The organism is Scandinavium sp. (genome assembly GCF_032012665.1).
GTDB lineage: Bacteria > Pseudomonadota > Gammaproteobacteria > Enterobacterales > Enterobacteriaceae > Scandinavium.
The window spans coordinates 51,484-75,508 of record NZ_DALZVG010000023.1 but is presented as its reverse complement, the minus strand read 5'-3'; the positions used below and the strand labels follow the sequence as shown (position 1 = coordinate 75,508).

Genomic DNA, 24,025 nt, shown 5'->3' with positions numbered 1-24,025 from the left:
TTCGTTCTTAAAATATGAACGCTAAATTATGTCGTCTTCCCTTTGCGACGATAAATAAAGTCCGGTACAGGATTTCCTGTTACCGTCACTGTTATATTTTTGAGGTGGTTATGTTCAGAAAACTGGCTGCGGAATGTTTTGGTACATTCTGGCTTGTATTTGGTGGGTGCGGTAGCGCCGTACTGGCGGCAGGTTTCCCGGAATTAGGGATTGGTTTTGCAGGCGTCGCGCTGGCATTTGGTTTAACCGTACTGACCATGGCCTATGCGGTAGGCCATATTTCCGGTGGTCACTTTAACCCGGCAGTTACTTTAGGTCTGTGGGCCGGCGGTCGTTTCCCGGCGAAAGATATTATTGGTTATATCGTGGCACAGGTTGTCGGCGGCATTATTGCAGCAGCCATTCTGTATCTGATTGCCAGCGGTAAAACCGGCTTCGACGCGGCAGCAAGCGGCTTCGCCTCCAACGGCTACGGCGAACATTCACCTGGCGGCTTCTCTATGCTGTCCGCTATCGTCATTGAAATCGTGCTGACCTGCGGCTTCCTGCTGGTGATCATGGGTTCCACCGATAAGTTCGCCCCGGCAGGCTTCGCGCCAATTGCTATCGGCCTTGCGCTGACCCTGATCCACCTGATCAGCATTCCGGTGACCAATACATCAGTTAACCCGGCACGTAGCACCGCGGTAGCTATCTTCCAGGGCGGCTGGGCGCTGCAGCAGCTGTGGCTTTTCTGGGTTATGCCAATCATCGGCGGCATCCTCGGCGGCGTCCTGTACCGCACTCTGCTTGAGAAAAAATAAGCCTCTCCCATAGAATGCGCAAAGGTCCGGCAATCGCCGGGCCTTTTCTTTTTTCTGCTGGCTTTACTCCCTTGCGAGCTTTCGGTAGTGTCAGGAGCGCTTTTGCCACTCTAAAGGACCGGGTCGTTCATGTTTTCGGGATTGTTGATTATTCTTGTGCCGCTGATTGCCGGCTATCTGATTCCTCTGCGCAGCCGATCTGCGCTGCGGCTTATTAATCGCCTGCTGAGCTGGATTGTTTACGTCATTCTTTTCTTTATGGGCATCAGCCTTGCCTTTCTGGATAATCTGGCCAGCAACCTGCTCGCTATTTTTCATTATTCCGCGGTCACCATTGTGGTTATTCTGCTGTGCAATATTATTGCCCTGCTGTGGCTCGAACGCACGCTTCCCTGGCAGCATCACCATAGCCAGGAGAAATTACCCTCCCGTATTGCAATGGCGCTGGAATCATTGCAGCTGTGCGGCGTAGTACTGCTCGGTTTTTTACTGGGGCTCACCGGATGGTCCATTTTGCATCACGCCACGGAGGCCAGCGAATATACGCTAATCTTCCTGTTATTCCTGATCGGCATTCAGCTGCGTAATAATGGAATGACCCTTAAGCAGATTGTCCTGAACCGTCGGGGAATGATTGTTGCCGTAGTGGTGGTTGCCAGCTCAATGGCCGGCGGCGTCATTAATGCCTTTATTCTCGATCTGCCGCTAAAAACAGGTCTGGCTATGGCTTCAGGGTTTGGCTGGTACTCTCTTTCCGGTATTTTACTCACCGAATCCTTTGGTCCGGTCATCGGCAGCGCGGCCTTCTTTAACGATCTGGCGCGCGAGCTAATTGCAATTATGTTAATTCCCGGTCTTGTACTGCGCCACCGTTCCAGCGCTCTGGGCCTGTGCGGTGCCACCTCGATGGACTTCACTCTGCCGGTATTACAGCGTTCCGGCGGCGTGGAAATCGTTCCGGCAGCCATCGTTCACGGCTTTATTCTGAGCCTGCTGGTGCCGCTGCTGATGGCATTTTTCTCCGCGTAATACTCCGATGGCGGTACGCCCGTGCCGCCAAAATTGCGTTAAATCAATCTCCCTGTCATTTATCCGACAATTCCCTTTTCAGCGTTCCGTCACAGGCTTACCCTTAAACATGTATATTAAATATAACTTTAAAAGGTGTGACCATGTTCTGTGTGCAATGTGAACAAACGATTCGTACTCCGGCAGGCAACGGCTGTGCTTACGCGCAGGGGATGTGCGGTAAAACGGCGCAAACTTCTGACCTTCAGGATCTGCTGATTGCTACGCTGCAGGGCTTATCTGCCTGGGCCGTAAAAGCCCGCGAATACGGCATTGTCAGCCATGACGTTGATAGCTTCGCCCCACGCGCCTTCTTCTCTACCCTGACAAACGTCAACTTCGACTCCCCGCGCATCGTCGGCTACGCCCGCGAAGCCATCGCCCTGCGCGAAATGCTTAAAGCACAGAGCCTGGCAAAAGACGCCAGCGCAGCAGTAGATAACCCGATGGCTGATTTACAGCTGGTGAGCGACGATCTCGGTGATTTACAGCGTCAGGCAGAGATGTTCACCCCGAACAAAGACAAAGCGGCGATTGGCGAGAACATTCTCGGCCTGCGCCTGCTGTGCCTGTATGGGCTGAAAGGGGCGGCGGCGTATATGGAACACGCCCACGTGCTTGGCCAGTACGACAACGATATCTACGCCCAGTACCATAAAATTATGGCCTGGCTTGGCACCTGGCCTGCGGACATGAATGCGCTGCTCGAGTGCTCCATGGAAATCGGTCAGATGAACTTCAAGGTGATGAGCATTCTGGACGCCGGTGAAACCACCGCCTATGGCCACCCGACGCCAACCCAGGTCAACGTCAAAGCGGTCGCCGGCAAAGCGATTCTGATTTCCGGCCACGACCTGAAAGATCTCTACAACCTGCTGCAGCAAACCGAAGGCACCGGCGTTAACGTCTATACCCACGGTGAAATGCTGCCTGCGCACGGTTACCCGGAGCTGCGTAAATTCAAACACCTGGTCGGTAACTACGGCAGCGGCTGGCAGAACCAGCAGGTTGAGTTCGCCCGCTTCCCTGGCCCGGTGGTGATGACGTCTAACTGCATCATCGACCCGACCGTCGGCGAGTATGACAACCGTATCTGGACCCGCAGCATTGTCGGCTGGCCAAACGTCAGCCACCTCGAAGGCGATGACTTCACCCCGGTTATCGAACAGGCTCAACAGCTGGCGGGCTTCCCGTACGATGAAATCGAACACCTGATCACCGTCGGCTTTGGTCGTCAGACCCTGCTGGGCGCCGCTGACACGCTGATTGACCTCGTCAGCCGCGAAAAACTTCGTCACATCTTCCTCGTCGGCGGCTGTGACGGCGAACGCACCGAACGTAGCTACTTCACCGACTTCGCCACCAGCGTCCCTGACGACTGCATGGTGCTGACGCTCGCCTGCGGCAAATACCGCTTCAACAAGCTGGACTTCGGGGATATCGAAGGCCTGCCGCGTCTGGTGGATGCCGGACAGTGTAACGACGCATACTCAGCCATCATTCTGGCGGTCACGCTGGCCGAAAAACTGGGCTGCGGCGTGAACGATCTGCCGCTGTCGCTGGTGCTTTCCTGGTTTGAACAGAAGGCGATTGTGATCCTGCTGACGCTGCTGTCCCTCGGCGTGAAAAACATCGTTACCGGGCCAACCGCACCGGGCTTCCTGACCCCGGATCTACTCGCGGTGCTGAACGAGAAATTTGGTCTGCGCTCAATCACAACCGTTGAACAGGATCTGCAGCAGATGCTGTGCGCCTGAGGAGAAAATCATGACGATGCCAACTTCTCAATGCAAATGGCGGATGCAGGTGCACCACATCCAGCAGGAAACGCCGGATGTGTGGACCCTCTCCCTGCTCTGCCATGACTATTACCCGTATCGCGCGGGGCAGTATGCGCTGGTGAGCATCCGCAATTCAGCCGAAACGCTGCGTGCCTACACGATCTCCTCCACGCCGGGCGTGAGCGAATATATTACGCTGACCGTTCGCCGAATTGCCGACGGTCAGGGATCGGAATGGTTAACCCGCGACGTTAAGCGCGGTGACTATTTGTGGCTCTCCGACGCGCAGGGTGAGTTTATCTGCGACGATAAACCTGCTGACAAGCTGCTGTTGCTCGCGGCGGGTTGCGGTGTGACGCCGGTGATGTCAATGCGTCGCTGGCTGGCAAAAAACCGTCCTGAAGCCGATGTGCAGGTCATTTTTAGCGTTCGTTCGCCAGAAGACGTCATTTTTGCCGATGAGTGGCGTAACTATCCGGTCACTCTGGTGGCGGAAAACAATGCCACTCACGGTTTTGTGGCGGGTCGCCTGACCACTTCACTGCTGGAATGCGTGCCGGATCTGGCTGCCCGTACGGTAATGACCTGCGGCCCTGCGCCCTATATGGACTGGGTGGAAGAGCACGTGAAGGCGCTTGGCGTGACGCATTTCTACAAAGAGAAATTCTTCACACCCGTTGCCGAAGCGGCGACCAGCGGCCTGAAATTCACCAAACTGCAACCGGCGAAGGAGTTTTATGCTCCGGTCGGCACCACGCTGCTGGAGGCGCTGGAAAGCAATAAAGTACCGGTGAATGCCGCCTGTCGCGCTGGCGTGTGCGGAAGCTGCAAAACCCGCGTGGTCAGCGGTGAGTACAGCGTCACCAGCACTATGACGCTGACGGATGAAGAGCAGAAGCAGGGCTATGTGCTGGCCTGCTCCTGCCATCCTCAGGGTGATTTGGTGCTGGCCTGAGGAAAATGCCCGGCGGTACTGCGTTTGCAAAGCCTACAACATCCTGAACCGTAGACCGGGTTAGCGCAGCGCCACCCGGCAAAAATCTCCCGAGGTCACCCTGGCCCCGGGAGATTTTTAATTCCATTTTGACTGACTTCCCAGCGCATAGCGCCCTGCCCCCAGACAGGCAATAGCCAACGCCGCTACGAAATAAAACACCAGGCTTTCAATGGCCCACGCCCCCACCGCATCAAGCGCGAAGGTCTGGCCGGTCCCCACCATCAGCCACGCCACCACCATCGTCAACGCCAGCACAAGTGCACAAGGTCGGGTCAGAATGCCAAGAATGATAAGGCACGGCGCAATCACTTCCCCCACCAGCACGCCGTAGGCAATAAACCCCGGCAGCCCTTTTGCTACCAGCATACTGCTGATGCCGTTAACGCCATGAAAAAGCTTATGCAGACCGTGAAACAGCATTAACCCGCCAACCGCCAGACGCAGCAGCAACCTGCCAAAATCGTCTTTCGCCGCAGAACGGCGGCTATCCATTAACAATGATTTAACCATTTGACCTTATTCCTTATTTTCCCTGTACCCAAACCAGCCTATGCTGAAGAATCGAACAAATAAACCTGCTGAAAATAAGGGGATTTTGTCGCGCACGCCAGTGAGTTTCATCTAAGCTTGTAAGCGGTATCACAAAAAGGAGAAGGAAAACCATGAAACAAACGGTTGCTGCTTATATTGCGAAAACGCTTGAACAAGCCGGGGTGAAACGAATCTGGGGCGTCACGGGTGACTCCCTTAACGGGCTCAGCGACAGCCTGAACAAAATGGGCACCATTGAGTGGATGCCGACGCGCCACGAGGAAGTCGCCGCATTCGCGGCGGGCGCCGAAGCCCAGTTAACCGGCGAGCTGGCGGTCTGTGCGGGCTCATGCGGGCCAGGGAACTTGCACCTGATTAACGGCCTGTTCGACTGCCACCGCAACAACGTCCCGGTGCTGGCGATTGCCGCCCACATTCCGTCGAGCGAAATCGGCAGCGGGTATTTTCAGGAGACCCATCCGCAGGAGCTGTTCCGCGAATGCAGCCACTACTGCGAACTGGTTTCTTCGCCGGAACAGATCCCTCAGGTACTTGCACGAGCCTTGCGTGAGGCGGTGCTGAAACGTGGCGTTTCCGTGGTCGTCCTGCCGGGTGACGTAGCGCTGAAACCCACGCCAGAGAACGCCAGCACCCACTGGTATCATGCTCCGCAGCCCATCGTGGTGCCGGAAATGGAAGAACTGCGCAAGCTGGCACAGCTGCTGCGCTACTCCAGCAATATCACCCTGCTGTGCGGCAGCGGTTGTGCCGGTGCGCATAAAGAGTTACTTGAATTCGCCGGAAAGCTGAAGTCGCCGATCGTCCATGCCATGCGCGGCAAAGAGCACGTAGAATACGACAACCCCTATGACGTGGGCATGACCGGGCTTATCGGATTTTCTTCAGGTTTTCACGCCATGATGAATGCCGACACGCTGGTGCTGCTCGGCACTCGCTTCCCGTACCGACCCTTCTACCCGGCCGATGCCAAAATCATTCAGATAGACATTGACCCCGCCAGCATCGGCGCGCACAGCAAAGTCGATATGGCGCTCGTCGGCGACATTAAGGCAACGCTTGCGGCCCTGACGCCGCTGCTGGAAGAAAAAACCGACCGGGCATTCCTCGACAAGGCGCTGGAGCACTACCGTGAGGCGCGCAAAGGGCTGGATGACTTAGCCAAACCTAGCGACAAAGCCATTCACCCGCAGTATCTGGCGCAGCAGATTAGCCACTTTGCAAACGACGATGCCATCTTTACCTGCGATGTCGGCACGCCGACCGTATGGGCGGCTCGCTATCTGAAAATGAACGGCAAGCGGCGGCTGCTCGGCTCGTTTAACCACGGCTCAATGGCAAATGCCATGCCGCAGGCGCTGGGTGCTAAAGCTACTTTTCCCGATCGCCAGGTCGTGGCCATGTGCGGCGACGGTGGCTTCAGCATGTTAATGGGCGATTTTCTCTCCGTGGCACAGATGAAGCTGCCGCTTAAAATCGTGGTCTTTAACAACAGCGTACTCGGCTTTGTGGCAATGGAGATGAAAGCCGGTGGCTATCTGACCGATGGCACCGATCTGCATGACACCAACTTCGCCAACATTGCCGAAGCCTGCGGCATCAAAGGGATTCGCGTGGAGAAGTCCGCCGATCTCGACGAAGCGCTACAGCAGGCATTCAGCCATGACGGCCCTGCGCTGGTGGACGTGGTGGTGGCAAAAGATGAACTCGCCATTCCGCCACAAATTAAGCTTGAGCAGGCCAAAGGTTTCAGCCTGTATATGCTGCGCGCCATCATCAGCGGACGCGGCGATGAGGTAATCGAACTGGCGAAAACCAACTGGCTCAGGTAAAAAGAGAGGCATACCCCTGATGCAAAAAAGGAAATGCCGTGATCGATTTACGTAGTGATACCGTCACCCGCCCGAGCCGCGCCATGCTGGAACAGATGATGGCCGCCCCGGTCGGGGATGACGTGTACGGGGACGACCCGACCGTGAATGCGCTGCAGCGTTATGCAGCAGAGCTGGGCGGCAAAGAAGCCGCCCTGTTTTTGCCAACCGGCACCCAGGCGAACCTGGTGGCGCTGCTCTCCCATTGCGAACGTGGCGAAGAGTATATCGTCGGTCAGGGCGCGCATAACTATCTCTACGAAGCGGGCGGCGCCGCGGTGCTCGGCAGTATTCAGCCGCAGCCGATTGATGCCGCTGCGGATGCCACGCTGCCGCTTGATAAGGTCGCCGCTAAAATCAAAGCCGACGACATTCACTTCGCCCGAACCAAACTTCTGAGCCTCGAAAATACCCACAACGGTAAAGTCCTGCCGCGCGAATACCTGAAAGAAGCCTGGGAATTTACCCGCGAGCGCAAGCTGGGCCTGCACGTTGACGGCGCACGCATCTTTAACGCCGTCGTGGAATATGGCTGCGAGCTGAAAGAGATCGCGCAGTATTGCGACTCCTTCACGATTTGCCTTTCTAAAGGCCTCGGCACGCCGGTCGGTTCGCTGCTGGTCGGCAGCGAGGAATACATCAGGCGCGCGAATCGCTGGCGCAAAATGACCGGTGGCGGCATGCGCCAGGCGGGCATTCTGGCGGCGGCAGGCCTGTACGCGCTGAAAAACAACGTTCAGCGCCTGAAGGACGATCACGACAACGCGGCGTGGATGGCGGCCCAGCTGAAAGAGATCGGCGCTGACGTGATGCGTCACGACACCAACATGCTCTTCGTGCGCGTCGGTGAAGAAAACGCAGCAGCGCTGGGTGAACACCTGAAGGCAAACGGCGTGCTGATCAACGCCTCGCCCATTGTGCGTTTAGTGATGCATCTGGACGTCAACCGCGAACAGCTGACGGAAGTCGTTCGCCAATGGCAATCATTTTTGAATAAATAAGGATATAACGTGCCGCAAACCATTCTGGTGCTTGGCGCCAGCGGCTATATTGGCCAGCATCTGGTCACCGAACTGAGCGCGCGTGGTTTTACCGTGCGCGCTGCGGCACGTAACACGGAAAGGCTGCAAAAGCTGGCGCTGCCCGGCGTCAGCTGTCATCACGTGGATCTGAACTGGCCTAAGGAGCTGCCCGCGCTGCTTGAAGGCGTGGACACGGTCTATTTTCTGGTTCACGGCATGGGCGAAGGCGGCAATTTTATCGCTCATGAACGGCAGGTCGCACTCAACGTCCGCGATGCCCTGCGCCAACAGCCGGTGAAGCAAATTATCTTCCTTAGCTCGCTCCAGGCCCCAGAGCATAAACAGTCCGATCACCTGCGCGCCCGCCAGATAACAGGCGATCTGTTGCGTGAAGCAAGCATTCCGGTAACCGAACTGCGCGCCGGTATCATCGTCGGCGCAGGCTCCGCAGCGTTCGAGGTCATGCGCGATATGGTGTATAACCTGCCGGTGCTGACGCCGCCGCGCTGGGTGCGTTCACGCACCACGCCCATCGCTCTGGAAAATTTGCTCGTCTACCTGGTGGAATTACTGAATCATCCGGCACAGCAGCATCGCGTGCTGGAGGCCGCCGGGCCGGAAGTACTGAGTTATCAGGAACAGTTCGAGCACTTTATGCGCATCAGCGGCCGCCATCGTCCGCTGATCCCCATCCCCTTCCCCACCAGCTGGATTTCAGTGTGGTTTTTGAACGTCATCACCTCCGTACCGCCGACCACCGCCAAAGCGCTGATCCAGGGCTTAAAGCACGACCTGCTGGCGGACGATCGCGAACTACGCACGCTGATCCCGCAGGATTTGATCTCTTTCGATGAGGCCGTCAGGCGTACGCTGAAGGAAGAAGAGCAACTGATGAACTCCAGCGACTGGGGCTATGACGCTCAGGCCTTTGCCCGCTGGCGCCCCGAATATGGGTATTTTCCGAAGCAGGCGGGCTGCACCGTCTGCACCTCCGCCAGCCTCGACGCACTGTGGCAGGTGGCCAACCAGCTCGGCGGCAAAGAGCGTTATTTCTTTGGCAATATTTTGTGGGACATTCGCGCGGGCATGGACAGGCTGATCGGGCACAAGCTCGCCAAAGGCCGTCCTGAACATGCAATGCTTGCAACCGGCGATGCGGTCGACAGCTGGAAGGTGATTATCGTCGAGCCGCAAAAGCAGCTCTCATTGCTGTTTGGCATGAAGGCTCCGGGGCTTGGGCGACTCACCTTCAGCATGAAAGATAAAGGCGACCATCGTGAAATCGACGTTCGGGCCTGGTGGCATCCGCACGGTATGCCAGGCTTGTTCTATTGGCTGCTGATGATCCCGGCGCATTTGTTCATTTTTCGGGGCATGGCAAAGCGCATGGCGAAGCTTGCCGAAGAAATCACGCGAGAAACCGCGAATTGAGCGTTTTTATTCGTAGTTTCTCATTGCAAGTCAGCGTAATTCACGGAAAAATGCGCACGAAATTCTTTTCAGACACAGTGGATTGATATGAAGGTACTGGTCACCGGGGCCACCAGCGGTTTAGGCCGCAATGCGGTGGAATATCTGCGCCGTAAAGGCATCAGCGTCAGAGCAACCGGTCGCAATGAAGCGATGGGACGCCTGCTGGAAAAAATGGGCGCCGAGTTCGTCCATGCTGATCTGACCGAACTGGTATCCTCCCAGGCGAAAGTGATGCTCGCTGGCGTCGACACGCTGTGGCACTGTTCCAGCTTTACCTCGCCGTGGGGCACTCAGGAAGCGTTCGATCTGGCAAACGTGCGCGCCACCCGTCGCCTTGGCGAATGGGCCGTTGCCTGGGGCGTGCGCAACTTCGTGCATATCTCTTCGCCGTCGCTCTATTTCGACTATCATCACCGTCGCGACATCAAAGAAGAGTTCCGCCCCAACCGCTTCGCCAACGAATTTGCCCGCAGTAAAGCGGCAGGCGAAGAGGTGATCAATCTGCTGGCGCAGGCCAACCCAAACACACGGTTTACCGTCCTGCGCCCGCAAAGCCTGTTCGGCCCGCACGATAAAGTGTTTATTCCGCGCCTGGCACAGATGATGCACCACTACGGCAGCGTGCTGCTGCCGCGCGGCGGCACGGCACAGGTCGACATGACCTATTACGAAAACGCCGTTCATGCCATGTGGCTCGCCAGCCAGCCGGTTTGTGATTCCCTGCCGTCAGGGCGCGTCTACAACATCACCAACGGCGAACCCCGCAGCCTGAAAAGCATCGTGCAAAAACTTATCGACGAGCTGGATATTCACTGTCGCATCCGCTCGGTGCCGTATCCGATGCTGGACATGGTGGCCCGCAGCATGGAGCGCTTCGGCAATAAAGCGGCAAAAGAGCCCTCTTTCACCCATTACGGCGTGTCGAAGCTGAATTTTGATTTCACCCTCGACATCAGCCGCGCGGAACGGGAGCTCGGCTATCAGCCGATTGTGACGCTGGATGAGGGCATCACCCGGACGGCACACTGGCTGAAAGACCACGGCAAGCTGCCGCGTTAACCCTGCCCGTATTTCTCCAGCAGCGCCTCGGCGATAGACTGCGTTTCTGCATCCGCCGTGCCATCCCAGCGCGAGGGGCGGAAATGCATCTGAAACGCTGCGACGACCCTTTTTTGCTGCTGCCATGTCATTCCCGGCGTCACCTCATAGCCGTATCGCGCCAGTAAATCGAGTACCGAATGCATCTCAACCGGTTGCGATGGCGCACGTCCGTTCAGGTAAAATCCTACCCGGTCAGCATCCGGCCACGCACCGATCCCCTGCTGTGCCAGCTCCCGCCACGGAAATTCAGGGCCAGGATCCTCTTTACGCTGCGGAGCAATATCCGCATGGGCCACCACGTTTTGCGGCTCAATCTTGTAGCGCGAAATGATGTCCTTCGCCAGCGGGATCAGGGCGTCGATTTGCGTGGCGGCAAACGGCGAATAGCTTTTTACGCCCGCCGTTTTCTGCCAGCCGTGATTTTCCAGTTCGATGCCAATCGAGGTGTCATTAATGCGCGTGGCACCACGCCAGAAACTGACGCCCGCATGCCAGGCCAGATCCTGTTCCGGCACCAGCTGCCAGATTAGCGGCTTACCTTTACGCAGCGGCGGGGTTTCAGGGATCAGATAATGTGCACTGACGTCCCTTCCCGTGAGCGTAACCAGAGAATTGTCGAAATCACCGGCGGTGTAGTGGATCACCAGCATTTTGATTCGAGGGTACGCATTCGGCGCCGGGTGGTTAGTATCGAGCAGATAGCCCGGTTTGCTGATCAACCCCTGGCGACTCAGTTCCCTTTCACTGGAGCAACCTGCAAGCAGCAGCACCAGCGCCATGAGGAGATAACGTTTCATTGCCGTAATTTCACCGCCGTTCCGCTGACGCTCACCATCAGCATGCTGCTGTCTTTGCCGACGGTTTCGTAATCAATATCAATGCCGACTACCGCGTCCGCGCCCAGGGCTTTAGCCTGATCGCCTAATTCCTGAAAGGCGATTTCGCGTGCCTTGCGCAACTCTTTCTCATAGGCACCGGAGCGTCCGCCGACAATGTCGCGGATCCCGGCAAAAAAATCGCGGAAGATGTTCGCTCCCAGAATGGCTTCGCCGGTCACGACGCCGCAATAGTCAGTGATGGTTTGCCCTTCCAGGGTCGGGGTTGTTGAGAACTGCATTCGGCCTCCTTCTTCAATGCCTTAGCTCTGTTTATCAAACGCATTATCGTACCGATACGCTATGCTTGAAAACATCTTAATACCGTAGTCAGTCTATAAGGAAATCCACTATGCGCTATTCTGCCGCTGCCCTGCTTGTCCCTTGTGCACTTTTGCTCAGCGCCTGCACCACCGTCACGCCAGCCTTCAAGGATATCGGCACCCGCTCGGGCCCTTGCGTTGAAGGCGGTCCGGACACCGTGGCCCAGAAATTTTACGACTACCGCATTCAGCACCGCAATAACGACTGGGCCGGGCTGCGCCCGTATCTGAGCGACGACCTGGCGAAAGTGCTTAACGATGCGAATAACGACCCGAATAAACGCGCATTGCTGCAGCAGGATCCATTCTCCAGCCGCGCAACGCCACCGGACAGCGCCGATGTCAGCAGCGCATCCACCATCCCGAATACCGATGCACGCAACATACCGCTGCGCGTAGCGCTGAAGCAGGGTTCACAGAGCTGGCAGGATGAAGTGCTGATGATCCGCGAAGGACAGTGCTGGGCCGTGGATGATGTCCGCTACCTCGGCGGCAGCGTTCACGCCCCGGCTGGCACGCTGCGTCAGACGCTCTCTAAGTAAAATTCCCATCTAATAACTCAGGGTAAATGTCTGGCATTCTGTGATGAATGCTGACATTTATTCTGATGCCCCTGCGCCTTCGCTATTTTGTGCTAACTTTAAGTATAAACGCGGTTTATAGTTAAGTTTTAACGCATAAATATTGCATAACTATTCTGTGAACGTTACTATTTGCGGCCTCAATAGCTATCGGTGTCAGATTTCCCGGATGAGTATAAAACTAGAAGGCATTAACTGCTTTTACGGCGCGCATCAGGCGCTGTTCGACATAACCCTGGACTGCCCGCAGGGTGAAACGCTGGTGCTGCTTGGCCCTAGCGGCGCGGGAAAAAGTTCGCTGTTACGCGTGCTTAACCTGCTGGAAATGCCGCGCTCCGGCACCCTGTCCATTGCGGGAAATCAGTTCAATTTCAGCAAAGCACCGAACGATAAAGCGATTCGCGATCTGCGTCAGAACGTCGGCATGGTTTTCCAGCAGTACAACCTGTGGCCGCATCTGACCGTTCTGCAAAACCTGATTGAAGCGCCCTGCCGCGTGCTCGGTTTGACCAAAGAGCAGGCTTTAGCGCGTGCAGAAAAACTGCTTGAGCGTCTGCGCCTGAAGCCATACAGCGATCGCTATCCGCTGCATTTATCCGGCGGTCAGCAGCAGCGCGTGGCCATTGCCCGTGCGCTGATGATGGAGCCGCAGGTTCTGCTGTTTGATGAGCCAACCGCCGCACTGGATCCGGAAATCACCGCCCAGATTGTCAGCATTATTCGCGAGCTGGCTCAGACCCAGATTACCCAGGTGATCGTCACTCACGAAGTGGAAGTGGCGCGTAAAACCGCCAGCCGCGTGGTGTATATGGAAAACGGTCACATTGTAGAACAAGGGGATGCGGGCTGCTTTGCCGCGCCGCAGACCGAAGCGTTTAAAAACTATCTTTCACACTGATGTTTTCGGGAACAATGACAATGAAAAAAATCGTGATTGCCGCGCTGCTTGCCAGCGTCAGCCTCTCCGCAGGCGCCGCCCAGACTATTCGTTTTGCGATGGAAGCATCTTATCCTCCGTTTGAATCCATGGACGCCAGCAATAAAATTGTCGGCTTCGACGTGGATCTGGCGAATGCCCTGTGCAAACAGATTGACGCCACCTGTACCTTCACCAATCAGGCCTTCGACAGCCTGATCCCAAGCCTGAAATTCCGCCGCTTCGACGCAGTCATTTCAGGGATGGACATCACCCCTGAGCGTGAAAAGCAGGTGCTGTTCACTCAGCCTTACTATGAAAACTCCGCGCTGTTCGTCGGCCAGAAAGGCAAAATCGCCGATATTGCCGCGCTGAAGGGCAAAAAAGTGGGCATGCAGAACGGTTCTACGCACCAGAAATTCATCACTGACAAGCACCCGGAAATCACCGTTGTGCCTTACGACAGCTACATGAACGCCAAGCTGGATATGCAGAACGGCCGTATCGATGCCGTCTTTGGTGACACAGCCGTCGTCACCGAGTGGCTGAAAGCCGATCCGAAACTGGCCGCCATCGGCGACAAAGTGACCGACAAAGACTACTTCGGCACCGGCCTCGGTATTGCCGTGCGTCAGGACAACACCGGGCTGCAGCAGAAGCTGAACACTGCGCTGGATCAAGTGAAGAAAGACGGCACTTACCAGACCATCTACAGCAAATGGTTCCAGAAGTAAGACTTGATGAACGAAATGTTTCCATTAGCAAGCGCCGCCGGGATGACCGTCGGCCTTGCCGTTTGTGCGCTGGCGATTGGCCTGGTGCTGGCAATGATCTTCGCAGTCTGGGAGTCAGCCAAATGGCACCCTGTCGCGTGGGTTGGCACCGGTCTGGTCACCGCCCTGCGTGGATTACCGGAAATTCTGGTGGTCCTGTTTATCTATTTTGGCTCTTCACAGCTGCTGCTTCTGCTCTCTGACGGCTTCACGATTAACCTCGGCGTGGTACAAATCCCGGTGCAGGTGCAGATCGAAAACTTCGACGTCAGCCCGTTCCTGTGTGGCGTAATCGCCCTCTCCCTGCTTTATTCCGCCTACGCTTCGCAAACCCTGCGCGGCGCGCTGAAAGCGGTACCGCAGGGCCAGTGGGAATCCGGCCAGGCGCTTGGCCTGTCAAAAGCGGCTATTTTCTTCCGCCTGGTCATGCCACAGATGTGGCGCCATGCGCTGCCGGGGCTGGGTAACCAGTGGCTGGTGCTGCTGAAGGATACCGCGCTGGTGTCGCTTATCAGCGTCAACGACTTGATGCTACAGACCAAAAGCATCGCCACCCGTACACAGGAGCCATTTACCTGGTACATCGTGGCGGCGGCGATTTACCTGGTGATCACTCTGCTCAGCCAGTACATCCTCAAACGCATTGACCTGCGCGCGACTCGCTTTGAACGGAGACCAGGCTGATGCTTGAGTATTTACCCGAACTGCTGAAAGGGTTGCACACCAGCCTGACGCTGACCGTCGCGTCAATTGTGGTGGCGCTGATATTGTCGCTGATTTTCACCATCATCCTGACGCTGAAAACGCCGGTGCTGGTGTGGATCGTTCGCGCCTACATCACGCTGTTTACCGGCACGCCGCTGCTGGTGCAAATCTTTCTGATTTACTACGGCCCAGGCCAGTTCCCGCAGCTGCAGAACTATCCGGCGCTGTGGCATCTGCTCTCCGAACCGTGGCTGTGCGCGCTGATTGCTCTGTCGCTCAACAGCGCCGCTTACACCACACAGCTGTTCTATGGGGCTATCCGCGCTATTCCGGAAGGCCAGTGGCAGTCCTGTGGCGCGCTGGGGATGAGCAAGAAGGATACGCTGGCGATCCTGCTGCCGTATGCGTTTAAGCGCGCCCTCTCGTCTTACTCCAACGAAGTGGTGCTAGTGTTTAAGAGTACTTCTCTCGCTTATACCATTACCCTGATGGAAGTGATGGGTCACGGCCAGCTGCTGTACGGCCGCACCTACGATGTGATGGTCTTTGGCGCGGCAGGTCTGGTGTATCTGGTGGTCAACGGTCTGCTGACCCTGATGATGCGCCTGATCGAACGCAAAGCGCTGGCGTTTGAACGCCGCAGCTAGAAAGCATAAAAAAACAACAGCAAAGCGGCTATCTCTCTGGATAGCCGCTTTTTTTATATCTTAATTAAACTATTTAATCATTTTTATTGCATATAAATTCACTCAGTGGCAAGGTAATGCTCATGCCTCAGACAGGGCAAAATTGATAAGATTGACCGACGGGAGCTTTACCATGAAGAAATTAATCCTGGCAGCGCTGCTTGCCACCGTAGCCGCAGGTGCCAGCGCGGCCGAGAAAATCAGCTTTGGCGTCTCCGCTACCTACCCACCGTTCGAATCCCTTGATGCCAACAACCAGATTGCCGGGTTTGATATCGATCTGGCCAAAGCGTTATGCAAACAGATGCAGGCGGATTGCACCTTCACCAACCACGCGTTCGACAGCCTGATTCCTTCGCTGAAGTTTAAAAAATATGACGCCGTGATTTCCGGAATGGACATCACGCCGGAACGCAGCAAGCAGGTAGCATTTACCGACCCGTACTACGCCAACTCGGCGCTGGTGATTGCCAAAAAAGGCGAGTTCAGGAGCTTTGACGATCTGAAAGGCAAGCGCGTCGGCATGGAGAACGGCACCACGCACCAGAAGTATTTGCAGGACAAACATCCTGAAGTGAAAACCGTGGCCTATGACAGCTACCAGAATGCGATCATTGACCTGAAAAATGGGCGTATCGACGGCGTATTCGGCGATACTGCGGTGGTGAACGAATGGCTGAAAACCAACCCACAGCTCGGTACCGCCACGCCAAAAGTGACCGACCCGCAGTATTTCGGTACCGGCCTTGGCATCGCGGTCCGTCCGGACAACAAAGCGCTGCTGGAAAAGCTGAACGGTGCGCTGAAGGCGATTAAAGCAGACGGTACTTACGAGAAAATCAGCAAGCAGTGGTTCCCGGAGTAATTTATCTTCCCCGGTGGCGATTCGCTTACCGGGGCTATGCTAATTTTGTAGGCCCGGTAAGCGAAGCGCCACCGGGCAATGTTTTTAAAGAGGCACAAAAAAGCGGAAACAGGCACCAGACGCCGCATCCATCAGACGAATTCCCCCGCCGTGCAGCTCCAGCATGCGGCGCACTATCAGCAGCCCCAGCCCTCCTCTGTCCTCACGCGCGCTTTTGGCATTCAGCGCCGAAGGACGCTGGAACAGCTGATCGCGCAACCCTTGCTCCACGCCCGGGCCGCTGTCAGCCACTTCCACCTGCAGCTGCGCATCCTCCTGCCAGACGCGCAGTTTGATCGTCCCGCCCTGCGGCGTGTGGCGCACTGCATTATCCAGCAGGTTCGTCACCACCCGTTCAATCATCGACACATCCGCATTAAGCAAAGGCAACGTCCGCGGCATATCGACCTGAAGCGCAAGCTGCCGGGTTTCAATGGTCAGATCGAATTTCTGTGCCACGTCCTGAATCAGTTCGGCGATAGCAAACCGCTCCAGCTGCGGCTTAATGCCGCCGTGTTCAAGCTTCGCGAGCTCAAACAGCTGCTGCGATAAGTGGCGAACTTTGTGCCCCTGGCGCAGCGCAATAGCCAGATACTGCCGATTATCCTCAGGCGTTAGCGTGTCAGCCTTCAGCGAAAGCGTTTCCAGATAGCCCAGTAATGACGTCAGCGGCGTACGTAAATCATGAGAGATGTTGGCAATAAATTCACGACGCTGGCGGTCGCTGTCCGATAGCTCATCCCACTGGCTGGCAATTTTGCGCGCCAGCTCGATAAACGTGTTATGCAGAATAGCAACTTCATTGGCCGGTTCATGCTCAGGCGTTTGCTGCGCCAGCCGTTTGATGGCGCTGATGCTGTCCTGATCGAGCCCGCGCACGTCTGCGGTCAGCTGTTTAACCGGGCGCGTCACCCAGTACCAGACCATCACGCCCGCGAGGCTGCCAAACAGCGCCACCAGCAGCAGCGACCACAGCACCGTACTCCATAGCGCTTTCTGCCAGGCGCTGTCGGAGAGCGCATTCAGATCCTCACCCTGCAAAATAATGTACAGGTAGCAGCGCAGTTCACCGTCCAGCCGAACGGGGGCAACGCTGAAGACTTTCTGCTTATCCAGGCTGCGCGGATCGTCGCCAAAAACAGGCCACGCCGCGCCGCCAAGAAACGTTTGCAGCGGCGCGATGTCGATTTTCTGGCGCTTCACATGGCCCGCCGGTGCGGCGTCGGCCAGTAAATTGCCCTCCGGTGAAACCAGATAGAGTTCAACGCTCGGGTTGAGGGTCATCAGGCGGTCAAAGAGCGTTTTAAGCGTCTGACGGTTGACGTTGCCCTGCCTGTCGAGCAGCGGTTCACTGTTGACGATTTGCTGTGCCAGCCCGGCTGAGAGGCGCTGTACCATCGCGCTGCCGTACTGGCTGGTGCTGTAGAGCTGGACGCTGCATGCGGCAATAGCGCAAAGCAGCAGGATCGCAGTGAACACCAGCGTCAGCCGCTGGCTGAGGCTCAGACGGCGGATCATGTCGTACGCTCCGTTTTGTCGCTGGCGAACTTGTAGCCTTTTCCCCAGACGGTCAGAATGATTTCCGGCTCGGCGGGATCGTGCTCAATTTTGATGCGCAGACGGTTAATGTGCGTGTTGACGGTGTGCTCGTAGCCTTCATGCTGATAGCCCCAGACCCGGTCCAGCAAAGAGAGGCGGGAGAAGACTTCCCCCGGGTGACGGGCAAACCAGTACAGTAAATCGAATTCGCGGGGCGTGAGCTCAATCTGCTCACCGCGCAGCCGCACTTCACGCGCCAGCGGGTCAATGGTCAGGCCGTGACAGCTGATTAACCCACCTTCCATGCGAATGTTTTGCCCCATCGCCTCCTGGCGGCGGAACAGTGCTTTGACACGCGCAATCAATTCAAGCACCGAAAATGGCTTAGGCAGATAGTCGTCAGCCCCCATTTCAAGACCAAGCACCCGGTGCGTTTCGCTGGTACGGGCGCTGATGATGATCACCGGCAGATAGCGCGTCATCTGGCGAATGCGGCGACAAATTTCCAGACCATCAACGCCAGGCAGCATTAAGTCGAGGATCACCGCATCCCATACCTGTTTTTCAAGCTGCACCAGCGCCTGATTGCCATCCGCTTCATGGACAATCTGATAGCCTTCGTCCTGAAGGTTCAGCCGCAGCAAGGTGGCGATATCCTGATCGTCTTCCACCAGCAGTATTTTCTTTGGCGTAGTCATCGCATTCCACCGTAAGTCGTTTCTCCAAGCTTAACGCAGGGGAGCACCGCGAGTTATCACATTTTATTTAAACTTTCGTGAGGAAGTGGGGATGAGTCGTGGCGCACGATAGCGGTATATCGCTCGTCAGATATACCCACAATGCAAAATGAGGAATGACCATGAAAAAGTTAATGATTGCCGCCGCTGCCGTTTCTGCCCTGGTGATGTTTAACGCTCAGGCCGCTGACAGCATGAGTAAAGATACGATGAGTAAAGACAAGATGGCGCTGTCTCATGACGGAATGACCAAAGACGGTATGACGAAATCCCACGATAAAATGTGCAAAGACGGGATGTGTAAAGACGGCATGAAGCACGACAAAATGGACAAGATGAAAAAGGATGAAATGAAAAAAGGCGAGATGAGTCAGTAGATTCAGGTTGCATCCGCTTATCACCCTCTCCCTAACCCTCTCCCTGAGGGAGAGGGAATCTGGACGGTGCAGCTTTTTTCGAACCCGCTCAGATCCTGGCTTTCTCCCCCTCTCTTTGGGTCCAACCTTTTTATTTCCGAATCAGCAGCGTCAGCACTTCATAGTGCGCAGTATGCGGGAACATATCGAACAGCTGCACGCGGGCGACGCGGTATGCCGCCAGGTGGCTAAAATCTTTCGCCATCGACTGCGCGTTGCAGCTGGAGTAGATGATAAACGCCGGTGCCATTTCGCTCAGATAATCGCACAAGGCTTTACCGATGCCGCGACGCGGCGGATTGACCAGCACCAGCTCCGGCACGGCGCCCTGAGCGGTGGCAAACTGCGTCGAGTCCAGCGCCTGAAAATGCAGGTTATGCAGCCCTGACTCCTGGGCTGACTGCTTCGCGCAGGCAATCGCCTCCGCCGAAATTTCAATCCCGGTCAGCATCATCTCAGGCGTGGCGCAGTGCAGGCCAAACCCGCCAACGCCGCAGAACAGATCCCACATATGCTTAACCGGCCGCTCCCGCACCCAGTCTCGCGCCGTAGCGTAAAGCTGGCTCGCCACCGACGGGTTGGTCTGGAAGAAGCTTTGCGGGCGGATCCACAGCGGTACGCCGTTAAACCGTTCAGGCAGCGCCTGCTGGTCAGTGAGGAAGATTTCCTGCTCGCCTTCCATAATCGCCATGTGAACAGGCTGAATGTTCACCGAAATCACTTTCAGCTGCGGCAGCTGCGCCTGTAACCCGGGCAGCGCGGCACGCAGCTGCTCCAGTTTCGCTTCCGAACGCAGCACAAAACGCAGCATCATCCCGCCATCGAGCTGGCTTTCCGTCAGCAGCAGGTATTTCAGCTCGCCGCGCTTGCGGGCTACGTTGTAGGGCGTGAGGCCCGCTCGGGCGATAAACGGCTTCAGGGCGCTGAATACGGGCGCAAAGGTATCAGGGTAAAGCGGGCAGTCGCAGAGATCTTCCGGCGTGCCGTCGCGGTGCAGCATACCAAGCAGCGGCTTTTCTACGCTGCCGCTGACCACCATTTTGGCTTTGTTACGAAACCCTGCTTCCGGGCCGCTGACGGGCGCACTCCAGGCTTCCACGGTCGTCGAGGAGAGCAACTGCCGGAGATCCGCCATTTTGGCGGCAAGCTGTTTGGATACCGGTTGTTCCAGCCACTGACAGGAGCGGCAGCGACCGGCATCATAGAGTGCGCACTGCATAGATTGACCTTTGAGATTTCAGAGGCCGGGATTGTAGCACCGTTATTGCAGACGGAAAAACCGGCGGCTGGCGGCGGGCACGAAAAGCAGGAACAGCACCGTCATATCCGGCAATTTTTGCATCACCAGCGTGCGGAAAATTTCCCGCTTCGACTCGCCCGCAATACTGAACAGCTCAGGATAACCATAGCCTAATGAGGCGGCCCACAGGTAGCCCGCGGCGAGCACCTGGGTCAGCAGATAGAGCCAGCGCGCCCAGTTTCGCCCCTTCACCAGCGAGAAGGCGCACCAGATTTCGATAAAGACCAGGACAAGACTGGTCAGGAAAACCAGGGTTAAGGTCCAGGTCTGGACGCTGCGGTGGATGAATTCTTCCGTGCCGCGTAAACCCAGCACGTTAAAAATCATCAGCAAATCTAGGGCACGGATAAGAATAATGGCGAGTGCCGCCACCTGCACCAGAGCAGGAACGTTCAGACTGGCATGAGATTGTCGGGTTTTAGCAAAGCGTCGCAATTGTGGCCTTCCATGAAAACGCCTCCCCCGAATGGGAGAGGCGATGACACAACTCACAAGATTTTATGCGCTTCAGCCGCGTCTTGCACGCTGGATATCACGCGCCCGCTGTTTTTCAGCCCTTGCCATCAGCAGCCAGGCGATTAAACCAATAATCCCGACTACGCCAAGGATAAGCGTTGCCAGGGCGTTGATTTCCGGATTCACCCCCATGCGCACGTTTGAGAAAACCAGCATTGGCAACGTTGTTGCACCCGGCCCGGAGACGAAGCTCGCGATGACCAGGTCATCGAGCGACAGCGTGAACGCCAGCAGCCAGCCTGAAATCACTGCGGGCATAATCATCGGTAGCGTGATGACGAAAAAGACCTTCAGCGGCGTTGCACCGAGATCCATTGCGGCTTCTTCAATCGAACTGTCGAGTTCACGCAGGCGTGAGTTAATCACCACCGCGACATACGCAGTGCAGAACGTTACGTGCGCCAGCCAGATGGTCAGCATCCCGCGCTCTGACGGCCAGCCAATTGCGTGCCCCAGCGCCACAAACAGCAGCAGCAGCGACAGCCCGGTAATGACATCTGGCATGACCAGCGGCGCGGTTATCATGAAGGCAAAGCCGTTTGAGCCACGGAAGCGCCCAAACCGTACCATCACTACCGCAGCGATTGTGCCGAGAATACACGCCATCGTTGCCGCACAGGCGGCAATCGTCAGGCTCAGGCCCACGGCGCTCATCATTGCATCGTCATGGAACAGCTCACCGTACCAGCGCGTCGACCAGCCTGCCCACACCGTCACCAGCTTCGAGCTGTTGAACGAGTAGATAACCAGCATCAGCATCGGCGCGTAGAGGAACGTGAAGCCAATCAGGAGAATCAAAATGCGCCAGGGCGAGCGTACGACCGGTAAGTTGTTCATCCGTGATCCCCCATCTGTTTTTGCTGATGCTTGTGGAACCACATGATCGGCACGATCAGCAGCAACAGCATCACCACCGCCACGGCTGAAGCCACCGGCCAGTCGCGGTTATTGAAGAACTCCTGCCACAGAACGCGGCCAATCATGATAGTGTCCGGGCCGCCGAGCAGTTCCGGGATAACGAACTCCCCTACCGCCGGAATAAACACCAGCATCGAACCTGCGATAATCCCGCCTTTGGTGAGCGGCACAATCACGCTGAAGAAGGTTTTCAGCGGCTTCGCGCCAAGATCGAGCGACGCTTCCACCAGCGAATAATCAATGCGCGTCAGCGCAGTGTAAATCGGCAGCACCATAAACGGCAGGTAGGCGTAAACAATCCCGATGTAGACCGCCAGGTTGGTGTGCAGAATTTCCAGCGGCTGGTGAATAATCCCGGTCCACATCAAAAAGTTGTTCAACACGCCATTGCTCTTCAGGATGCCAATCCACGCATACACGCGAATCAGAAACGACGTCCACGACGGCAGGATCACCAGCAACAGCAGAATATTGCGGGTAGACGGCTTGCTGTGCGCCACCGCCCAGGCGAGCGGATAGCCCAGCAGCAGGCAGCAAATCGTCGAGATCGCCGCCACCTGTAACGACTGCAGATACGCCTCAAAATAGAGCGGATCGTCCGTCAGCTGCAGGAAGTTGCCCAGGTTCAGCGTCAGCGTGATCTGGTCATCGGCCCATTCCCACAAATCGGTGTAGGGCGGGATGGCCCGCGCCATGTCGGCGAGGCTGATTTTGAAAACGATAAGAAACGGCAGCAAAAACAGCAGAATAAGCCAGATATACGGCAGGGCAATCACCAGCTTACGGCCATGCTTCATCTGCATTTTCGCAAGCCAGGCGGCAAAGCCCTCAGGCTGTTTCGCGCGGACCGGAGGTTCTAATGTGCTCATTGCGCCCTCCCCTATACCGTCAAAACCACACAGCTGTCAGCATCCCAGCACAGGCGTACCTCATCGCCCCAGGTCGGCTGACCTTTGCGATAGCGGTGTTCGTTCTGTAGCTGAGCGCTGATCATCTGGCCGCTTTTCAGGCGCACGTGGTAAATCGACAGATCGCCGAGATAGGCGATGTGCACCACTTCACCGACGGCAAAGTTATAGCCATCGGCAGGCGGCTCTTCGCAGAGCATGATTTTTTCCGGACGCAGCGCCACGTACACCGGCACGTTATCCACCACGGATGCATCCGGGTCGACCTTCAGCGGATGCATCAGCCCCGGCGAGTCAATCACCAGGCCATCCTCCTGCCGCTCTTTCAGCAAGCCTTCGAACACGTTGACCGAGCCGATAAACTCGGCGCTGTAACGGGTCGTCGGGTGTTCGTAAATCTCTTCCGGCTCGCCAATCTGCACGAACTTGCCGCGGTTCATGATGGCGATGCGCCCGGCCATGGTCATCGCCTCTTCCTGATCGTGGGTCACCATCACGCAGGTGACGCCAACGCGCTCAAGGATGTCCACCACCTCAAGCTGCATCCTGTCGCGCAGTTTTTTATCCAGCGCGCCCATCGGCTCATCAAGCAACAGCAGTTTTGGGCGTTTGGCGAGGCTGCGGGCCAGGGCCACACGCTGGCGCTGGCCACCGGAAAGCTGGTGCGGCTTGCGTTTGGCAAACTCCTGCATATGCACGATGGCGAGCATCTCCTGCACCCGCGCGGCAATTTCAGCCTTCGGCAGCTTGTCCTGCTTCAGGCCGAACGCGATATTCTGTTCCACGGTCATGTGCGGGAACAGCGCGTAGGACTGAAACATCATGTTGATGGGGCGCTGGTACGGCGGCACCTGCGAGAGGTCCACGCCATCCAGCACAATTTGCCCGGCGGAGGGCGACTCGAACCCTGCCAGCATGCGCAGCAGCGTGGATTTGCCACAGCCGGATGCGCCAAGCAGGGCAAAAAGTTCGCCTTTGTAGATGGTGAGGCTGACGTCATCGACGGCGTGCTGGCCGTCAAAGGATTTGGTCAGGTTGCGGATTTCCAGCAGCGGAGTCAGCGCTTTGCGGGTTTTCGCCTGTGGGCGTGGGATTGCGTCGGTCACGATGGTGCTCTCCGGCAAAAAACGAACATTTATAGGGTCCGGTACCCTACAAAGAACTTCACAGTGCAGCTGCACTGCCCTGGTGCGAATATTGCCCGTTAGCGCTTCGCTTACCGGGTCTGCAGGCATTCGTAAGCCCGACTTGTCGGCCCGGCGA

At 56.6% G+C, this 24,025-nt stretch carries 25 protein-coding genes; 15 read left to right on the top strand and 10 right to left on the bottom strand.

Features of this window, described 5'->3' with window-relative positions:
• Positions 1-110 precede the first annotated feature (110 nt).
• From aqpZ to hcr, 4 genes are all read left to right on the top strand, one after another.
• On the top strand, positions 111-803 hold the full coding sequence (aqpZ, locus tag RTU33_RS17045) for an aquaporin Z (protein WP_312628945.1): 693 nt from the start codon (positions 111-113) through the stop codon (positions 801-803).
• 129 nt (positions 804-932) lie between these two features.
• Positions 933-1,832: a lysine exporter LysO family protein gene (locus RTU33_RS17040; protein ID WP_312628943.1), complete on the top strand. Its 900-nt coding sequence runs from the start codon at positions 933-935 to the stop codon at positions 1,830-1,832.
• Between the two features lie 143 nt (positions 1,833-1,975).
• Positions 1,976-3,628 (top strand): hydroxylamine reductase, encoded by a 1,653-nt coding sequence (gene hcp, locus RTU33_RS17035; protein WP_312628941.1) that lies wholly within the window; start codon positions 1,976-1,978, stop codon positions 3,626-3,628.
• 10 nt (positions 3,629-3,638) lie between these two features.
• A complete protein-coding gene (hcr, locus tag RTU33_RS17030; protein WP_312628939.1) occupies positions 3,639-4,607 on the top strand; it encodes an NADH oxidoreductase in 969 nt (322 codons plus the stop codon).
• Between the two features lie 117 nt (positions 4,608-4,724).
• Here the strand turns inward: hcr and RTU33_RS17025 are convergent, their stop codons facing one another.
• The gene (locus RTU33_RS17025) at positions 4,725-5,159 is read right to left on the bottom strand and encodes a DoxX family protein (RefSeq protein ID WP_312628938.1); all 435 of its coding nucleotides are present in this window, start codon (positions 5,157-5,159) and stop codon (positions 4,725-4,727) included.
• A 152-nt stretch (positions 5,160-5,311) separates the two neighbouring features.
• On the opposite strand from RTU33_RS17025, the gene poxB reads away from it, so the two are divergent.
• From poxB to RTU33_RS17005, 4 genes are all read left to right on the top strand, one after another.
• Positions 5,312-7,030 (top strand): ubiquinone-dependent pyruvate dehydrogenase, encoded by a 1,719-nt coding sequence (gene poxB, locus RTU33_RS17020; protein ID WP_312628937.1) that lies wholly within the window; start codon positions 5,312-5,314, stop codon positions 7,028-7,030.
• A 38-nt stretch (positions 7,031-7,068) separates the two neighbouring features.
• Positions 7,069-8,070, top strand: coding sequence for a low-specificity L-threonine aldolase (gene ltaE / locus RTU33_RS17015; protein WP_312628935.1), 1,002 nt, complete (start codon positions 7,069-7,071; stop codon positions 8,068-8,070).
• Positions 8,071-8,079: 9 nt separating this feature from the next.
• Positions 8,080-9,522, top strand: coding sequence for a DUF2867 domain-containing protein (locus RTU33_RS17010; RefSeq protein ID WP_312628934.1), 1,443 nt, complete (start codon positions 8,080-8,082; stop codon positions 9,520-9,522).
• Between the two features lie 87 nt (positions 9,523-9,609).
• Complete coding sequence (locus RTU33_RS17005) at positions 9,610-10,623, top strand: NAD(P)-dependent oxidoreductase (RefSeq protein ID WP_312628932.1); 1,014 nt, start codon at positions 9,610-9,612, stop codon at positions 10,621-10,623.
• Here RTU33_RS17005 and RTU33_RS17000 read toward each other — a convergent pair.
• Together RTU33_RS17000 and RTU33_RS16995 are read right to left on the bottom strand one after the other, a co-directional pair.
• A complete protein-coding gene (locus RTU33_RS17000; RefSeq protein WP_312628930.1) occupies positions 10,620-11,462 on the bottom strand; it encodes an N-acetylmuramoyl-L-alanine amidase in 843 nt (280 codons plus the stop codon). The genes RTU33_RS17005 and RTU33_RS17000 overlap by 4 nt on opposite strands.
• Positions 11,459-11,782 (bottom strand): heavy metal-binding domain-containing protein, encoded by a 324-nt coding sequence (locus tag RTU33_RS16995; protein ID WP_312628928.1) that lies wholly within the window; start codon positions 11,780-11,782, stop codon positions 11,459-11,461. The genes RTU33_RS17000 and RTU33_RS16995 overlap by 4 nt, the downstream gene beginning before the upstream one ends.
• A 110-nt stretch (positions 11,783-11,892) precedes the next feature.
• Here RTU33_RS16995 and RTU33_RS16990 point away from each other — a divergent pair, with 110 nt between their 5' ends.
• From RTU33_RS16990 to artJ (RTU33_RS16965), 6 genes are all read left to right on the top strand, one after another.
• Positions 11,893-12,405, top strand: a complete 513-nt coding sequence (locus tag RTU33_RS16990) for a lipoprotein (RefSeq protein WP_312628927.1) — start codon at positions 11,893-11,895, stop codon at positions 12,403-12,405.
• A gap of 208 nt (positions 12,406-12,613) precedes the next feature.
• Complete coding sequence (gene artP, locus RTU33_RS16985) at positions 12,614-13,342, top strand: arginine ABC transporter ATP-binding protein ArtP (RefSeq protein ID WP_312628926.1); 729 nt, start codon at positions 12,614-12,616, stop codon at positions 13,340-13,342.
• A gap of 20 nt (positions 13,343-13,362) precedes the next feature.
• Positions 13,363-14,094 carry an arginine ABC transporter substrate-binding protein gene (gene artJ / locus RTU33_RS16980; RefSeq protein WP_312628925.1) on the top strand — a complete coding sequence of 244 codons (732 nt, stop codon included), beginning with the start codon at positions 13,363-13,365 and terminating at the stop codon, positions 14,092-14,094.
• A gap of 6 nt (positions 14,095-14,100) precedes the next feature.
• Positions 14,101-14,817 carry an arginine ABC transporter permease ArtQ gene (artQ, locus tag RTU33_RS16975; RefSeq protein WP_312628924.1) on the top strand — a complete coding sequence of 239 codons (717 nt, stop codon included), beginning with the start codon at positions 14,101-14,103 and terminating at the stop codon, positions 14,815-14,817.
• On the top strand, positions 14,817-15,485 hold the full coding sequence (artM, locus tag RTU33_RS16970; RefSeq protein WP_312628922.1) for an arginine ABC transporter permease ArtM: 669 nt from the start codon (positions 14,817-14,819) through the stop codon (positions 15,483-15,485). Before artQ ends, artM begins: the two co-directional genes overlap by 1 nt.
• 172 nt (positions 15,486-15,657) lie before the next feature.
• On the top strand, positions 15,658-16,389 hold the full coding sequence (gene artJ / locus RTU33_RS16965) for an arginine ABC transporter substrate-binding protein ArtJ (RefSeq protein WP_312628920.1): 732 nt from the start codon (positions 15,658-15,660) through the stop codon (positions 16,387-16,389).
• A gap of 84 nt (positions 16,390-16,473) precedes the next feature.
• Here the strand turns inward: artJ (RTU33_RS16965) and RTU33_RS16960 are convergent, their stop codons facing one another.
• Both RTU33_RS16960 and RTU33_RS16955 read right to left on the bottom strand, forming a co-directional pair.
• The gene (locus RTU33_RS16960) at positions 16,474-17,946 is read right to left on the bottom strand and encodes an ATP-binding protein (protein WP_312628919.1); all 1,473 of its coding nucleotides are present in this window, start codon (positions 17,944-17,946) and stop codon (positions 16,474-16,476) included.
• Complete coding sequence (locus RTU33_RS16955) at positions 17,943-18,665, bottom strand: response regulator transcription factor (RefSeq protein ID WP_312628918.1); 723 nt, start codon at positions 18,663-18,665, stop codon at positions 17,943-17,945. The genes RTU33_RS16960 and RTU33_RS16955 overlap by 4 nt, the downstream gene beginning before the upstream one ends.
• Positions 18,666-18,826: 161 nt before the next feature.
• On the opposite strand from RTU33_RS16955, the gene RTU33_RS16950 reads away from it, so the two are divergent.
• Complete coding sequence (locus RTU33_RS16950) at positions 18,827-19,081, top strand: hypothetical protein (protein ID WP_312628917.1); 255 nt, start codon at positions 18,827-18,829, stop codon at positions 19,079-19,081.
• 130 nt (positions 19,082-19,211) lie between these two features.
• On the opposite strand, the gene rlmC is transcribed toward RTU33_RS16950, so the two are convergent.
• The 5 genes from rlmC to potG all read right to left on the bottom strand — a co-directional run bounded on the left by rlmC (position 19,212) and on the right by potG (position 23,868).
• Positions 19,212-20,339 carry a 23S rRNA (uracil(747)-C(5))-methyltransferase RlmC gene (gene rlmC / locus RTU33_RS16945; RefSeq protein ID WP_312628916.1) on the bottom strand — a complete coding sequence of 376 codons (1,128 nt, stop codon included), beginning with the start codon at positions 20,337-20,339 and terminating at the stop codon, positions 19,212-19,214.
• Positions 20,340-20,381: 42 nt separating this feature from the next.
• Positions 20,382-20,855 (bottom strand): YbjO family protein, encoded by a 474-nt coding sequence (locus RTU33_RS16940; RefSeq protein ID WP_312628915.1) that lies wholly within the window; start codon positions 20,853-20,855, stop codon positions 20,382-20,384.
• 72 nt (positions 20,856-20,927) lie between these two features.
• Positions 20,928-21,773, bottom strand: a complete 846-nt coding sequence (gene potI / locus RTU33_RS16935) for a putrescine ABC transporter permease PotI (RefSeq protein ID WP_312628914.1) — start codon at positions 21,771-21,773, stop codon at positions 20,928-20,930.
• A complete protein-coding gene (potH, locus tag RTU33_RS16930; RefSeq protein WP_312628913.1) occupies positions 21,770-22,723 on the bottom strand; it encodes a putrescine ABC transporter permease PotH in 954 nt (317 codons plus the stop codon). Before potH ends, potI begins: the two co-directional genes overlap by 4 nt.
• A gap of 11 nt (positions 22,724-22,734) precedes the next feature.
• Positions 22,735-23,868, bottom strand: coding sequence for a putrescine ABC transporter ATP-binding subunit PotG (gene potG, locus RTU33_RS16925; protein ID WP_312628912.1), 1,134 nt, complete (start codon positions 23,866-23,868; stop codon positions 22,735-22,737).
• Between the last annotated feature and the right edge of the window lie 157 nt (positions 23,869-24,025).

Coding starts and splice junctions, on each gene's coding strand:
- aqpZ (WP_312628945.1), top strand. CDS start 111: ATGTTCAGAAAACTGGCTGCGGAATGTTTTGGTACATTCTGGCTTGTA.
- RTU33_RS17040 (WP_312628943.1), top strand. CDS start 933: ATGTTTTCGGGATTGTTGATTATTCTTGTGCCGCTGATTGCCGGCTAT.
- hcp (WP_312628941.1), top strand. CDS start 1,976: ATGTTCTGTGTGCAATGTGAACAAACGATTCGTACTCCGGCAGGCAAC.
- hcr (WP_312628939.1), top strand. CDS start 3,639: ATGACGATGCCAACTTCTCAATGCAAATGGCGGATGCAGGTGCACCAC.
- RTU33_RS17025 (WP_312628938.1), bottom strand. CDS start 5,159: ATGGTTAAATCATTGTTAATGGATAGCCGCCGTTCTGCGGCGAAAGAC.
- poxB (WP_312628937.1), top strand. CDS start 5,312: ATGAAACAAACGGTTGCTGCTTATATTGCGAAAACGCTTGAACAAGCC.
- RTU33_RS17005 (WP_312628932.1), top strand. CDS start 9,610: ATGAAGGTACTGGTCACCGGGGCCACCAGCGGTTTAGGCCGCAATGCG.
- RTU33_RS17000 (WP_312628930.1), bottom strand. CDS start 11,462: ATGAAACGTTATCTCCTCATGGCGCTGGTGCTGCTGCTTGCAGGTTGC.
- RTU33_RS16995 (WP_312628928.1), bottom strand. CDS start 11,782: ATGCAGTTCTCAACAACCCCGACCCTGGAAGGGCAAACCATCACTGAC.
- RTU33_RS16990 (WP_312628927.1), top strand. CDS start 11,893: ATGCGCTATTCTGCCGCTGCCCTGCTTGTCCCTTGTGCACTTTTGCTC.
- artP (WP_312628926.1), top strand. CDS start 12,614: ATGAGTATAAAACTAGAAGGCATTAACTGCTTTTACGGCGCGCATCAG.
- artJ (WP_312628925.1), top strand. CDS start 13,363: ATGAAAAAAATCGTGATTGCCGCGCTGCTTGCCAGCGTCAGCCTCTCC.
- artQ (WP_312628924.1), top strand. CDS start 14,101: ATGAACGAAATGTTTCCATTAGCAAGCGCCGCCGGGATGACCGTCGGC.
- artM (WP_312628922.1), top strand. CDS start 14,817: ATGCTTGAGTATTTACCCGAACTGCTGAAAGGGTTGCACACCAGCCTG.
- artJ (WP_312628920.1), top strand. CDS start 15,658: ATGAAGAAATTAATCCTGGCAGCGCTGCTTGCCACCGTAGCCGCAGGT.
- RTU33_RS16960 (WP_312628919.1), bottom strand. CDS start 17,946: ATGATCCGCCGTCTGAGCCTCAGCCAGCGGCTGACGCTGGTGTTCACT.
- RTU33_RS16955 (WP_312628918.1), bottom strand. CDS start 18,665: ATGACTACGCCAAAGAAAATACTGCTGGTGGAAGACGATCAGGATATC.
- RTU33_RS16950 (WP_312628917.1), top strand. CDS start 18,827: ATGAAAAAGTTAATGATTGCCGCCGCTGCCGTTTCTGCCCTGGTGATG.
- rlmC (WP_312628916.1), bottom strand. CDS start 20,339: ATGCAGTGCGCACTCTATGATGCCGGTCGCTGCCGCTCCTGTCAGTGG.
- potI (WP_312628914.1), bottom strand. CDS start 21,773: ATGAACAACTTACCGGTCGTACGCTCGCCCTGGCGCATTTTGATTCTC.
- potH (WP_312628913.1), bottom strand. CDS start 22,723: ATGAGCACATTAGAACCTCCGGTCCGCGCGAAACAGCCTGAGGGCTTT.